The organism is Nonomuraea glycinis (assembly GCF_035920485.1).
Taxonomy (GTDB): domain Bacteria; phylum Actinomycetota; class Actinomycetes; order Streptosporangiales; family Streptosporangiaceae; genus Nonomuraea; species Nonomuraea glycinis.
The window spans coordinates 1,876,438-1,890,786 of the sequence record NZ_CP109166.1; the positions used below are offsets into that span (position 1 = coordinate 1,876,438).

Genomic DNA, 14,349 nt, shown 5'->3' on the forward strand with positions numbered 1-14,349 from the left:
TGCGGCGCTGTTCCGGACCCGGCGAAGAGTACAGAACGCAGCACACACTCACAAGAAGCAAAAGCTTTGTGGTCAAGTCCTCGGCCTATTAGTACCGGTCAGCTCCACACGTTACCGTGCTTCCACCTCCGGCCTATCAACCCGGTCGTCTACCGGGAGCCTTACCCACTCTCATGGTGGGAGACCTCATCTCAAGGCGAGCTTCCCGCTTAGATGCTTTCAGCGGTTATCCCTTCCGAACGTAGCCAACCAGCCGTGCACCTGGCGGTACAACTGGCACACCAGAGGTTCGTCCGTCCCGGTCCTCTCGTACTAGGGACAGCTCCTTTCAAGTCTCCTGCGCGCGCAGCGGATAGGGACCGAACTGTCTCGCGACGTTCTAAACCCAGCTCGCGTACCGCTTTAATGGGCGAACAGCCCAACCCTTGGGACCTACTCCAGCCCCAGGATGCGACGAGCCGACATCGAGGTGCCAAACCATCCCGTCGATATGGACTCTTGGGGAAGATCAGCCTGTTATCCCCGGGGTACCTTTTAGCCGTTGAGCGACACCGCTTCCACATGCCGATGCCGGATCACTAGTCCCAGCTTTCGCTCCTGCTCGACCCGTCAGTCTCACAGTCAAGCTCCCTTGTGCACTTACACTCAACACCTGATTGCCAACCAGGCTGAGGGAACCTTTGGGCGCCTCCGTTACTCTTTAGGAGGCAACCGCCCCAGTTAAACTACCCACCAGACACTGTCCCCGATCCGGATCACGGACCAGAGTTAGACGTTCAAAACGACCAGAGTGGTATTTCACCAATGACTCCACCATCACTAGCGTGACAGCTTCCCAGTCTCCCACCTATCCTACACAAGACGTTCCAAACGCCAATGTCAAGCTGTAGTGAAGGTCCCGGGGTCTTTCCGTCCTGCTGCGCGTAACGAGCATCTTTACTCGTAGTGCAATTTCGCCGGGTCTGTGGTTGAGACAGCGGGGAAGTCGTTACGCCATTCGTGCAGGTCGGAACTTACCCGACAAGGAATTTCGCTACCTTAGGATGGTTATAGTTACCACCGCCGTTTACCGGCGCTTAAGTTCTCACCTTCGCTGTGTTACCACAGCTAAGCGGTCCCCTTAACGTTCCGGCACCGGGCAGGCGTCAGTCCGTATACATCGTCTTACGACTTCGCACGGACCTGTGTTTTTAGTAAACAGTCGCTTCCCCCTGGCCACTGCGACCACCACCAGCTCACAGAGCAAGTCCGATCACCAGCAGAGGTCCCCCTTCTCCCGAAGTTACGGGGGCAATTTGCCGAGTTCCTTAACCACAGTTCACCCGATCGCCTTGGTATTCTCTACCTGACCACCTGAGTCGGTTTAGGGTACGGGCCGCCACAACACTCGCTAGAGGCTTTTCTCGGCAGCATAGGATCATCCACTTCACCACAATCGGCTCGGCATCACATCTCAGGATTAATGCGGGGCGGATTTGCCTACCCCACTCCCTACATGCTTACCCCAGGACTACCATCGCCTGGGCTGGACTACCTTCCTGCGTCACCCCATCGCTTACCTACTACCCGATCGGACCGAGCGTTCACTCTGACCCCAAGCCCGAAGGCTTTAGGCGAGTTAAGGACTCTTAGCATCACGAGGTTCAGTATGGGCGCGTTAAAGCGGGTACGGGAATATCAACCCGTTGTCCATCGACTACGCCTGTCGGCCTCGCCTTAGGTCCCGACTTACCCTGGGCGGATTAGCCTGGCCCAGGAACCCTTGGTCATCCGGCGCGAGGGTTTCTCACCCTCGATTCGCTACTCATGCCTGCATTCTCACTCGCACAGCCTCCACGACTAGATCACTCTGCCGCTTCACCGGCTGCACGACGCTCCCCTACCCATCCACCACCCCCCGAAAGAGATGATGAATGCCACGACTTCGGCGGTGTACTTGAGCCCCGCTACATTGTCGGCGCGGAATCACTTGACCAGTGAGCTATTACGCACTCTTTCAAGGGTGGCTGCTTCTAAGCCAACCTCCTGGTTGTCTCTGCGACTCCACATCCTTTCCCACTTAGCACACGCTTAGGGGCCTTAGTCGGTGATCTGGGCTGTTTCCCTCTCGACTACGAACCTTATCGCCCGCAGTCTCACTGCCACGCTCTCACTTACCGGCATTCGGAGTTTGGCTGACGTCAGTAACCTTGTCGGGCCCATTAGCCATCCAGTGCTCTACCTCCGGCAAGAAACACGTGACGCTGCACCTAAATGCATTTCGGGGAGAACCAGCTATCACGGAGTTTGATTGGCCTTTCACCCCTACACACAGGTCATCCCCCAGGTTTTCAACCCTGGTGGGTTCGGTCCTCCACCCAGTCTTACCTGAGCTTCAACCTGCCCATGCGTAGATCACTCCGCTTCGGGTCTACAGCATGCGACTCAAACGCCCTATTCAGACTCGCTTTCGCTACGGCTCCCCCACACGGGTTAACCTCGCCACACACCATAACTCGCAGGCTCATTCTTCAAAAGGCACGCAGTCACATCACAGCCGAAACAAGTTCCGGCTAAGCTCCTACGGCTTGTAGGCACACGGTTTCAGGTACTATTTCACAACCCCTCACCGGGGCACTTTTCACCTTTCCCTCACGGTACTCGTGCACTATCGGTCATCAGGGAGTATTTAGGCTTACCAGGTGGTCCTGGCAGATTCACACAGGATTTCTCGGGCCCCGTGCTACTTGGGATCCCCTCCGACAGTCGACAAGGTTTCGTCTACCCGACTCTCACGGTCTACGGCGCCCCTTCCCAGAGGCTTCGACTACCCTGACGATTTTTTACTGTCCGAAGAAACGGCAGCTCCTTCAAGAAGGTCCCACGACCCCGGACGTGCAACGCCTGCCGGCTATCACACACGCCCGGTTTAGCCTCATCCGCTTTCGCTCACCACTACTCACGGAATCACTGTTGTTTTCTCTTCCTACGGGTACTGAGATGTTTCACTTCCCCGCGTTACCACCAACCGCCCTATACATTCAGGCGGAGGCAACACCACATGACTGGTGCTAGGTTTCCCCATTCGGACATCCCCGGATCAACGTCTGGTTGGCGACTCCCCGAGGCTTAACGCAGCCTCCCACGTCCTTCATCGGCTCCTGATGCCTAGGCATCCACCGTGTGCCCTAAAAAACTTGGCCACAAAGATGCTCGCGTCCACTATGCAAATCTCAAACAACAAACAGCAACCAACCCCACCCACCACCAGACACCCAACACGACGAATCGCATCAGACCGGTATGACGGAAGGTCGGCCCTGCATGAGGTGGTAACAGACAACAAGCCCGCCTCAGCGGGCCCGCCGGTCCGTTCCCTCAGGACCCAACAGTGTGTCCAACCAGGACGAAACCCCGTAACGCACGTTCCCACTCCCCACCACCGAAGCGGTGAGGCAGTACTAGCACGCAGGCGATCCGCCTGGTTGAGTAGCCAGTGCTCCACTAATGAGCTGCCGAGCAGGAAACATTCGTCCCTGACCCCGGCGTAGATCGAGTGTGACCCCGATCGATGCTCCTTAGAAAGGAGGTGATCCAGCCGCACCTTCCGGTACGGCTACCTTGTTACGACTTCGTCCCAATCGCCAGCCCCACCTTCGACCGCTCCCCCCAGCAAGCTGGTTGGGCCACGGGCTTCGGGTGTTGCCGACTTTCGTGACGTGACGGGCGGTGTGTACAAGGCCGGGAACGTATTCACCGCAGCGTTGCTGATCTGCGATTACTAGCGACTCCGACTTCATGGGGTCGAGTTGCAGACCCCAATCCGAACTGAGACCGGCTTTTAGGGATTCGCTCCACCTTACGGCTTAGCAGCCCTCTGTACCGGCCATTGTAGCATGTTTGCAGCCCAAGACATAAGGGGCATGATGACTTGACGTCATCCCCACCTTCCTCCGAGTTGACCCCGGCAGTCTCCCATGAGTCCCCAACCCTCCGAAGAGGTTGCTGGCAACATGGAACAAGGGTTGCGCTCGTTGCGGGACTTAACCCAACATCTCACGACACGAGCTGACGACAGCCATGCACCACCTGTCACCCAGTCCGAAGAGGCGCACATCTCTGCACGTTTCCGGGTGATGTCAAACCTTGGTAAGGTTCTTCGCGTTGCGTCGAATTAAGCAACATGCTCCGCCGCTTGTGCGGGCCCCCGTCAATTCCTTTGAGTTTTAGCCTTGCGGCCGTACTCCCCAGGCGGGGCGCTTAATGCGTTAGCTCCGGCACGGAGATCGTGGAAGATCCCCACACCTAGCGCCCAACGTTTACAGCGTGGACTACCAGGGTATCTAATCCTGTTCGCTCCCCACGCTTTCGCTCCTCAGCGTCAGGTAAGGCCCAGCAAGCCGCCTTCGCCACCGGTGTTCCTCCTGATATCTGCGCATTTCACCGCTACACCAGGAATTCCACTTGCCCCTACCTACCTCTAGCCGGCCCGTATCCACCGCAGACCCGCAGTTAAGCTGCGGGCTTTCACGGCAGACGCGACCAGCCACCTACGAGCTCTTTACGCCCAATAATTCCGGACAACGCTTGCGCCCTACGTATTACCGCGGCTGCTGGCACGTAGTTAGCCGGCGCTTCTTCTGCAGGTACACGTCAACTTCGTCCCTGCTGAAAGAGGTTTACAACCCGAAGGCCGTCATCCCCCACGCGGCGTCGCTGCGTCAGGCTTTCGCCCATTGCGCAATATTCCCCACTGCTGCCTCCCGTAGGAGTCTGGGCCGTGTCTCAGTCCCAGTGTGGCCGGTCGCCCTCTCAGGCCGGCTACCCGTCGTCGCCTTGGTAGGCCATTACCCCACCAACAAGCTGATAGGCCGCGAGTCCATCCCCAACCGAAAAAACTTTCCACCACCACCAGATGCCTGGGGCGGTCGTATCCGGTATTAGACCCAGTTTCCCGGGCTTATCCCAGAGTCAGGGGCAGGTTACTCACGTGTTACTCACCCGTTCGCCGCTCGAGTACCCCGAAGGGCCTTTCCGCTCGACTTGCATGTGTTAAGCACGCCGCCAGCGTTCGTCCTGAGCCAGGATCAAACTCTCCAAAAAATGCTTGGAATGGTTTCACCCGGCCAACATTCGCAAAAATGTCAACCAAAGGAATCCGTCATAAATGACGGGGTTGTGCATCATGCACTGGCTTTTAACACACTGTTGAGTTCTCAAGAAACGGACGCGTACATCCCCGCACAAACCCTTGATCAGGGCCGAGCGGCGGAGGCGCTCATTTCGTGTTCTGTTATGTCTTAATCCTGTCAGCCGTTCAAGTCCCTGTCAAATTGACCGGACCCGCTCGACCTGCAGGAATAACCACCGCCCCGCTTCCGGGACAACCCCTCTAACTTACCAGCCCTTGGAAGGTTCTGCGAACCGATCTTCGGAGCGTCGTGCCAGAAGGAGTTACCGTCACAGGTGCGCAGCCCACATCAAAGTCACCTGAGTGAGAGAGAGTGGTTGCGCCGCACTGCGTCGACTCCTAAAGATTAGCAGCGGGTCCGGACCGCTCGTGACGGCTTCAGGAACGCGGCAGGCCACGAATCGATCACGGCCGAACATAGACTCCCCCCGTGAGCAGCAACACGCCCCCTGTGGCGAAGACGGTTCCGGCTGAGCGCACCCATCACGGCGACACCGTGATCGACGAGTACGCATGGCTTACCAACAAAGAAGATCCGGAGACGATCGCATATCTGGAGGCGGAGAACGCCTATCTCAAGGAGCGAACGGCTCATCTGGCCGATCTCCAGGAGCAGGTCTTCCAGGAGATCAAGAGCCGCACTCAGGAGACCGATCTGTCGGTGCCGAGCCGTAAAGGCTGTTGGTGGTACTTCAGCCGCACCGAGGAGGGCAAGCAGTACGCCGTCTCCTGCCGGGTGCCGGCCGACGGGGACGCCCCGCCGGAGATCACCGTCGGCGAGCGCCTGGAGCGTGAGCAGGTCGTCCTGGACGGCAACGAGCTGGCGGGTGACAGTCCGTTCTTCTCCATGGGCACCAGCTCCATCTCGCCCGACGGCACGATGCTGGCCTACTCCACCGACTTCACCGGCGACGAGCGCTTCAAGCTGCGGTTCAAGAACCTGACGACGGGTGAGCAGCTGCCGGACGTGATCGAGGGCATCTTCTACGGCGGCGCCTGGTCCGCCGACGGCTCGGTGTTCTTCTACACGCGCGTGGACGACGCCTGGCGCCCGTACCAGGTCTACCGGCACACCCTCGGCACCGAGGAGGACGTGCTCGTCCACGAGGAGGCCGACGAGCGCTACTGGGTGGGCATCGGCCTGACCCGCAGCGAGCGTTACCTGGTGCTCGGCGCGGGCAGCAAGATCACCAGTGAGGTCAGCATCCTGGACGCCGCCGACCCCACGGGCGAGTTCCAGGTCGTGCGGCCCAGGAAGACCGGGGTCGAATACGGCGTCGAGCACGCGGGTGACTTCTTCTATGTCCTGCACAACGACGGCGCGCGCAACTTCGAGCTCGCCACCGCCCCGCTCGACGACCCCGGCACGTGGACGCCGCTGATCGAGCACCGGGACGACACCCGCCTGCTGGAGATCGACGCGTTCGCCGGCCACGCGGTCGTCCACTTCCGCCGCGAGGGCCTGACCGGCCTGCGCGTGCTGCCGTACGACGAGCAGCCCTCGTACGAGATCGACTTCCCCGAGCCGCTCTACGACGTGGGGCCGGTCGGCAACCCGGAGTTCGTCACCAACCGGCTCCGGCTCGCCTACACCAGCATGGTCACCCCGGCCAGCGTGTACGACTACGACCTGGCCACCCATGAGCTCATCCTGCTGAAGCGCAAGCCGGTGCTCGGCGGCTACGACCCGGGCGACTACGAGCAGTTCCGTGAGTGGGCCACGGCCGAGGACGGCACCGAGATTCCCATCTCGATCGTCAAGCGCAAGGACACCGGCACGCCGGCCCCGACGGTCCTGTACGGCTACGGCAGCTACGAGACCTCCATCGACCCGAGCTTCTCGGTGCCCAGGCTCTCCCTGCTGGATCGCGGGTTCGTCTTCGCGGTGGCGCATGTGCGCGGTGGCGGTGAGATGGGCCGGCGCTGGTACGACGAGGGCAAGCTCACCAGGAAGAAGAACACCTTCACCGACTTCGTGGCGGCGGCCCGGCACCTGAAGCGCTCGGGCTGGAGCGCGGAGGTGATCGCCAGGGGCGGGTCCGCCGGCGGGCTGCTGATGGGCGCCGCGGTGAACCTGGCGCCGGAGGAGTTCGCGGGCGTGGTGGCCGAGGTGCCGTTCGTCGACGCGCTGACCACCATCCTGGACCCGTCGCTGCCGCTGACCGTGATCGAATGGGACGAGTGGGGCGACCCTCTGCACGACGCGGACGTGTACGCGTACATGAAGAGCTACACGCCGTACGAGAACGTGGACGAGCGGGAGTATCCGCCGATTCTGGCGATCACCAGCCTGAACGACACCCGGGTGATGTACCACGAGCCCGCCAAGTGGGTCGCCAGGTTGCGGGCCACGGCGCGGGGCGGGCCGTTCCTGCTCAAGACGGAGATGGGGGCGGGTCACGGCGGGCGCAGCGGGCGCTACGACGCCTGGCGTGAGGAGGCGTTCGCCCTGTCCTGGATCATCGAGCGCGGCACGAAGGGAAGCACGGCATGACCTACCAGGCAGACGAGGCCCGCTACAAGCGGCAGCCGTACAACCGCAGTGGCAGGAGCGGGGTGAAGTTGCCCGCCGTGTCGCTGGGGCTGTGGCACAACTTCGGGGACGACCGCCCGGTGGAGAACTCGCGGGCGATCCTGCGGCGGGCGTTCGACCTCGGGGTGACGCACTTCGATCTGGCCAACAACTACGGCGTGCCGTACGGGTCGGCGGAGCGCACGTTCGGGCGGATCTTCCAGCAGGATTTCGCCCCCTACCGGGACGAGCTGATCATCTCCAGCAAGGCGGGCTACGACATGTGGCCCGGCCCGTACGGCGAGTGGGGGTCGCGCAAGTACCTGCTGGCCAGTCTGGACCAGTCGCTGGGGCGGATGGGACTGGAGTACGTCGACGTCTTCTACAGCCACCGGCCGGATCCGGACACGCCGCTGGAGGAGACGATGGGGGCGCTGGACCGGGCCGTGCGCTCGGGCAAGGCGCTGTACGCGGGGATCTCCAACTACTCGGCGGAGCAGACCACCCAGGCCGCCAGGATCATGCGGGAGCTGGGCACGCCGCTGCTCATCCACCAGCCGTCCTACTCGATGATCAACCGCTGGATCGAGGACGGGCTGCTGGACGTGCTGGAGGAGGCGGGCATGGGCTGCATCGTGTACTCGCCGCTGGCGCAGGGGCTGCTGACCGACCGCTACCTGAAGGGGGTGCCGGCGGATTCGCGGGCGGCCACCAGCAGGTTCCTCAGCGAGGACCGCATCGATCTCGACCTGGCGCGCGGGCTCGACGAGATCGCCCGTGGCCGGGGGCAGACGCTGGCCCAGATGGCGCTGTCGTGGACGCTGCGGGACCCGCGGGTGACGAGTGTGCTGATCGGCGCCAGCAGTGTGCGGCAGCTTGAGGACAACGTGGCGTGCGTGGACGGCCCGGCCTTCACCGAGGACGAGCTCAAGGCGGTGGACGAGATCACGGGGGCGGCGGCCGCGTAGCCGGCAAGGCCTCGTGGTCAACAGGATCTCGTGGTCAGCAGGATCTCGTGGTCGGTTACAGGGCTTCGTTGCGCTGCAGGTAGGTGAAGGCTGCCCAGCCGGGCAGCACCGGCAGCCAGAAGGTGAGCAGCCGGTGCAGCAGCACGGCGGAGGTGGCCAGCTCGGCGGGCACTCCCGCCACGGTCAGTCCCAGCGTGAGCGCGTACTCGACCGCGCCCAGGCCACCAGGTGTGGGCGCGGCCGAGCCGATCGCGTTGGCCGTGAGGTAGACGACCGCGACGGTGGTGAAGTCGATGGTGCCGCCGAAGGCCTGGACGCAGGCGTACAGGCAGATCACGAACGCGATGGTGATCATGAGGGTGCCGATCGAGCCCTCGATCAGCTTGCGCGGTGACTGCAGGACGTCCAGCAGGCGCGGCAGCACGTTGGAGAACAGGCGGTGCGTGCGGCTGGTGATCATCCTGCGCAGCGGTGGGACGCCGAACAGCACAACGATCAGCAGGGCCACCGCCAGCATCACCACCACGAGGCCGCGAGAGGGGGTGAAGGTCGTGGCGGTGTTGGAGCCGGTGATGTAGGCGAACAGCAGCAGCAACGCGATGTGGAAGACCATCATGATGAACTGCGAGGCGCCGACGCTGGTCACCGCGAGGCCCGGGGAGATGCCGCGTTTCTGCAGGTAGCGGGTGTTGATCGCGACGCCGCCGACCGCGGCGGGGGCCACCAGCTTGACGAACGACGCGGCGAACTGGACGAGCACCGTCCGCCAGAGCGGCAGGGCCTCGGGGACGAATCCCCTGAGCATCAGCGCGGCGGCCCAGAAGCTGACGAACGAGGCGACCAGCGCCACCCCGGACCAGCCCCAGTTGGCGGTGGTGACCACCTGGATCACGTCGACCCGGCTGAGCTGGGAGAGCAGGAAGTAGGCCGCCAGGGTGCTGACGATGATGGTCACCAGGGTGCGCGGCTTGAACCGTTCGAGGCGGATCTCCTCGATCGTGCCCTGCGGTTTGAGCGCCACGATCTGCTCGCGGATGGCGGCGAGCAGGCTCTTCTGCTTCGCCAGCGCCGAGCGGGTCTCCCGGGTCAGCGCGATGCGCTGGAGCAGCGGCATCGCGGCGGCGAGTGTGTCGGACCCCATGATCGCGGCGGCGCTGCCGACGGACCGCTCGGCGCCGACGCGCAGCGCCAGGTAGGTGAGGAGCTGGGCGATGTCCAGCCGGAGCAGCAGGTCCCCGGCGGCGATCTCGCCGCTGCGGGCATCGGTCAGGACGACGCGGCCGGCCGGGTCGAGGTGGATGCCGTCGCCGGTCAGCCTCCGGTGCGCGAGCCGCTGGATCTGCAGCAGCGAGACCTGCTCCCAGATCTGCGCCAGCACGTCGTCGGTGATCTCAGCGTCGGGCACCTCGTCGAGCGGCCTGGTGTCGATGTGCTCGTAGGCGAGCAGGGCCGCCTCGGTGCCGATCTCGCTGGTGCCGATCAGGCGCGGCGTGCTGGCGCCGGCCGCCTGCGCCGCGTAGGCCATCAGCGCCTCGCGCTCCAGCTCGGCCCGCAGCGACCTGATGGCCCTGCGTCTGGTCTCGGAGTGCAGCCGGAAGCGCCGCCACAGCCGGTACGGCAGGCCGGCCACCTGGCGGTCACGGTCGAGCACGGTGACGTCGAGGGTGGTGCCGTCGGCCAGTCCGACGGCGTAGCGGCGGCTGCCCTGATGGTCGTCGTCGATGCGGCGGGCCGACACCGGGGAGAACGAGAGCTTGCGCAGCGCCGCCACCACGGCGTTGCCCGGCGGCCTGGTGTTGGGGCTGCCGACGCCGTACAGGGTGGCGTAACCCATGACCATGCCGACCAGGACCGCCACGATGGCGCCGGGCAGGGTGATCTGCCTGCCGGAGTAGAGGGCGAGGATGTCGAGAGCGATCACGGTCCACATGAGCGCGCGCCAGGTGGGCCGGCGCGAGATGCGCACCGCGGTGGTGTAGGCGATGACCGAGATGAGCAGGGTGTTGAGCGGCTCGATCGAGCGGCCGCCGGTGAGCAGCTGGGTCAGGTCGTCGACGTGGCCGGCGAGCAGCCACTGGCCGATCAGGAAGGAGCCGACCATGCCGATGATGGCGGCGATCAGCCCTTCGGCGACGCGCAGGCCGTCGCGGTGGAAGACGCGTTCGACGGCGAAGGCGACGGGCACGATGAGCACGGCCGCGCCGCCGACGAAGGTGGCGGTCCGGCTGAGCAGGGGCACCAGCGTGGTGCCCTCCGTGACGTCCATCTCCAGGCCGTACAGCGTCTGCTTGGCGACCAGGGCGAGGAGGATCACCGCGCCGAGCGTGAGCAGGGTGGCCAGCAGCCGGAGCAGGTCGGAGGGGCGGCGCAGGCGCTGCGGAAGCAGCGGCTCGACTACGTAGACGTCCGCGTCAGCGCGCGCTGAGTCCACGGCGGGATCCTCCTTTGAGAGATCCTCCGCGTCTTCGCGTTCTCTGATATCGGCCACCGACAGTGATTCTGCACCTTCCCGGCCAGACCATAGGATCCTTGGACACCTGCGTCCCGGATCGTGACCCGGGTCCGGACGCGTGTGACCTGCCCATCCCCCGGCGATTCAAAGCGGTTGGCAGGCTACACGGTGGGACGCTCACCCTTCACCTCTGATTTCTACCGTGCGCTCGCCTCCGGCGCGCTGATGGGCCCCACATAAACTGTCGCCCATGTCGGGCGAATTGAGTGTTTTGGGAGCTTGTCCGCTGGACTGCCCGGATACCTGCTCCTGGGTGGTCACCGTCGAGGCCGGCCGGCCGGTCAGGATGCGCGGCAATCCGGACCATCCCTACACGCGCGGCGCGCTCTGCGTGAAGGTCAACCGCTACCTGGAGCAGACCCGCGCGCCCGACCGCATCCTGCATCCGATGCGCCGCGTCGGCCCCAAGGGGTCCGGCCGGTTCGAGCGGATCAGCTGGGAGGAGGCGCTGGAGGAGATCTCGGTACGGCTGCGCGGCATCGTCGCCGAGCACGGCGGCCAGGCGATCTGGCCCTACCTCGGCACCGGCACGCTGGGCTATCTGCAGGGCTGCGAGGGGGTGGCGGGACGCCGGTTCTGGAACACGCTGGGCGCCGCCAAGCACTGGCTGAACATCTGCTCGGCGGCGGGCAACAGCGGCCTGCGGCTGACCAACGGCAGCGCGGGCGGCATGGACCCGGAGAACTTCGCGCAGGCCAGGCTCATCCTGCTCTGGGGGACGAACCCGCTCACCAGCGGGCACCACTTCTGGAAGTTCGTCCAGGACGCCAAGGCGAACGGCGCGTACGTGGTGGCCATCGACCCGATCCGCACCCGCACGGCCGACCAGGCGGACCGGCATCTGGCGATCCGGCCCGGCACGGACGCGGCGCTCGCGCTCGGCCTGCTGAACGTGGTGCTCGCCGAGGGCGCGCAGGACGAGGAGTTCCTGGCCCGGCACGCGGAAGGCTGGGAGGGCTTCCGCGAGGAGATCCTGAGATATCCGGTCGAGACGGTGGCGGAGATCACCGGCATCCCGGCCGAGGACATCCACAGCCTGGGGATGCGGCTCGCGCACACCAGGCCCACCGCCATCCGCGCCACCATGGGCATCCAGCGCAACGAGGGCGGCGGCACCACGATGCGCACGATCGCCGCGATCCCCGGCGTGACCGGCGACTGGCGTCACCCCGGCGGCGGCGTCTCCTACTCCACCAGCGACCACGTCCACCTCACCATCGACACCCGCGAGGACCTGCTGCCCGCGCCGGTGCGCACGCTGACGATGACCCGGCTGGCCTCGGAGCTCGCCAAGCCGGACTCGGTGAAGTGCCTGTGGGTGTACGCCGCCAACCCGGCGGGCTCGACCGCCGACAGCAACGGGATCAGGAAGCAGCTCGAACGCGAGGACCTGTTCACCGTCGTCATGGAGCAGTTCCCCACGGACACGGTCGACTACGCCGACATCGTGCTGCCCGCCACCATGCAGACCGAGCACCTGGACCTGCACGCCGGCTACGGCCACCTCTACCTGCTGTGGAACGAGCCCGCCGCGGCGCCGCCCGGCGAGTGCCTGTCCACCACGGAGACCTTCCGCCGCCTGGCCGCGCACATGGGGATGACCGAGCCGTCGCTGTTCGACTCCGATCTGGAGCTGGCCGAGAGCCTGCTGTCCAGTGGTCATCCCTCGCTGGAGGGCATCACGGTCGACCGGCTGCGCAAGGAGGGATGGGTACGGATGAACTATCCGGAGCCGTTCACGCCGTTCGCCGAGGGCTTCCCGACCGAGTCCGGCCGGCTGCGCTTCCCGCCGCAGGGCAAGGCGTACGTTCCGTCCCTGTCCGCTCGTACGGCCGGTGCGGGGCCGTACCCGCTGACCCTGATCACTCCCGCGCCGCACCTGTTCCTGAACACGAGCTTCGGCAGCAACCCGGAGCTGCGGCGGCGGGCCAAGGATCCGGTGGTGCTGGTCAATCCGGCCGACGCCGAAGCGCGCGGGCTGGTCGGCGGGCAGCGGGTGCGGGTGCACAACGCGGGCGGCGCGTTCCTGGCCGACGTGGAGATCAGCGATCGGGTGGCGCGCGGCGTGGTGGCCTCGCCCAAGGGACGCTGGCCCAAGCTCAGCCCCGGCGGCGCCAACCCGAACGCGGTCGTCGGCGAGCGCGACGCCGACCTGGGCAGGGGCGCGGTCTATCACGACAACCTGGTCGAGATCAGCCCAGCTTGAGCTTGTAGCCCTCGTGCGAGGCGGTGAAGCCGAGCGAGTCGTAGAAGCGGTGCGCGTCGGTGCGGGACTTGTCGGAGGTGAGCTGCACCATCGCGCAGCCGCGCGCCCTGGCCCGGTCCACGGCCCACTCGATCATCCTGCGGCCCAGGCCCTGACCGCGGGCGGCGGCCGCCACCCGCACCGCCTCGATCTGGCAGCGCTCGGCGCCCAGGCGGGACAGCCCGGCCAGGTAGCTGAGCTGCATCGTGCCGATCACCTTGCCGTCCCGCTCGGCGACGATCAGCTCGTCGTGCGGGTCGGCGTCGATCCTGTCGAAGGCGGCCAGGTAGCGCTCGTCGCCCGGGTCGCCCTCGCGCTCGGCGCCGAGCGGGTCGTCGGCCAGCATCGCGACGATCGCCGGGACGTCCTGCCTGCGCGCCTGGCGGAAGAGGAGCGACAGGACGTAGTGGGACTCCATGAGGTGCGGCCGTGACGGCAGGGCCATGGTTCTGCCGCTGGGGGTGAAACCCTTGCGGGTGTAGAGGGTTATGGCGGCGTCGTTCTGGTCCACGCTCCAGAGTTCGACCTCCTCCGCGCCGTACTCGCGGGCCCAGGCGACGGTGGCGTCCACCAGTCGCGAGGCCACACCGGCGCCCCTGGCCTCCGGAGCGACCCACATGGCCAGCAGGTGCATCCGCCCTTCCTCGGCCTTGCCGCAGACCAGCCCCACGTCGGCCCCGCCGGCCGTGGCCACCATCCACCGCGATTCCGGATTTTTCAGCCTTTCCGCCCATTGGTCGGGCAGGAACGCGCTTTCTCTCTCGTACGACGACGCGAACGCCTCGGGCGTGTCCCGGAGCGCCCGCAGCCGGATCGCCCGCAGCCGCTCCCCCTCGTCCGGTCCGAGCCGCTCAATCCCCATGTCTCGCATGGACAAATCATGTCAGGAGCGAACCTCCCTGCGGCGGGCACCTAAGCTCGGCTCACCGGACACACCGATGA

The 14,349-nt window shown here is 65.0% G+C and carries 5 protein-coding genes, 2 rRNA genes and 1 pseudogene; 3 read left to right on the forward strand and 5 right to left on the reverse strand.

The window, feature by feature from the left end; all coding sequences use genetic code 11:
- Positions 1 to 68: 68 nt before the first annotated feature.
- Together OHA68_RS08670 and OHA68_RS08675 are read right to left on the reverse strand one after the other, a co-directional pair.
- Positions 69 to 3,182: ribosomal RNA gene (locus OHA68_RS08670) — 23S ribosomal RNA — on the reverse strand.
- A 379-nt stretch (positions 3,183 to 3,561) separates the two neighbouring features.
- Positions 3,562 to 5,082, reverse strand: a 16S ribosomal RNA gene (locus OHA68_RS08675).
- Together the 16S and 23S rRNA genes form the textbook arrangement of a ribosomal RNA operon.
- A gap of 518 nt (positions 5,083 to 5,600) precedes the next feature.
- On the opposite strand from OHA68_RS08675, the gene OHA68_RS08680 reads away from it, so the two are divergent.
- Both OHA68_RS08680 and mgrA read left to right on the forward strand, forming a co-directional pair.
- Positions 5,601 to 7,664, forward strand: coding sequence for a S9 family peptidase (locus OHA68_RS08680; protein ID WP_327107145.1), 2,064 nt, complete (start codon positions 5,601 to 5,603; stop codon positions 7,662 to 7,664).
- Entirely contained in the window at positions 7,661 to 8,650 is a 990-nt protein-coding gene (gene mgrA, locus OHA68_RS08685) for an L-glyceraldehyde 3-phosphate reductase (RefSeq protein ID WP_327107146.1), read from the forward strand. Before OHA68_RS08680 ends, mgrA begins: the two co-directional genes overlap by 4 nt.
- A 55-nt stretch (positions 8,651 to 8,705) precedes the next feature.
- Here mgrA and OHA68_RS08690 read toward each other — a convergent pair whose 3' ends face one another.
- The gene (locus tag OHA68_RS08690; protein ID WP_327107147.1) at positions 8,706 to 11,081 is read right to left on the reverse strand and encodes a lysylphosphatidylglycerol synthase transmembrane domain-containing protein; all 2,376 of its coding nucleotides are present in this window, start codon (positions 11,079 to 11,081) and stop codon (positions 8,706 to 8,708) included.
- A gap of 271 nt (positions 11,082 to 11,352) precedes the next feature.
- On the opposite strand from OHA68_RS08690, the gene OHA68_RS08695 reads away from it, so the two are divergent.
- Entirely contained in the window at positions 11,353 to 13,368 is a 2,016-nt protein-coding gene (locus OHA68_RS08695; protein ID WP_327107148.1) for a molybdopterin-containing oxidoreductase family protein, read from the forward strand.
- Here OHA68_RS08695 and OHA68_RS08700 read toward each other — a convergent pair.
- Together OHA68_RS08700 and OHA68_RS08705 are read right to left on the reverse strand one after the other, a co-directional pair.
- The gene (locus OHA68_RS08700) at positions 13,355 to 13,825 is read right to left on the reverse strand and encodes a GNAT family N-acetyltransferase (RefSeq protein WP_225277878.1); all 471 of its coding nucleotides are present in this window, start codon (positions 13,823 to 13,825) and stop codon (positions 13,355 to 13,357) included. The two genes, OHA68_RS08695 and OHA68_RS08700, sit on opposite strands and share 14 nt — an antisense overlap.
- Positions 13,826 to 13,867: 42 nt before the next feature.
- Positions 13,868 to 14,278, reverse strand: a pseudogene (locus OHA68_RS08705) (GNAT family N-acetyltransferase); the annotation flags it as partial.
- Positions 14,279 to 14,349: the final 71 nt, after the last annotated feature.

Bases quoted from the DNA above. Each gene is read 5' to 3' on its own strand.
- mgrA (WP_327107146.1), top strand. From the start codon at position 7,661: ATGACCTACCAGGCAGACGAGGCCCGCTACAAGCGGCAGCCGTACAAC.
- OHA68_RS08695 (WP_327107148.1), top strand. From the start codon at position 11,353: ATGTCGGGCGAATTGAGTGTTTTGGGAGCTTGTCCGCTGGACTGCCCG.
- OHA68_RS08700 (WP_225277878.1), bottom strand. From the start codon at position 13,825: ATGGAGTCCCACTACGTCCTGTCGCTCCTCTTCCGCCAGGCGCGCAGG.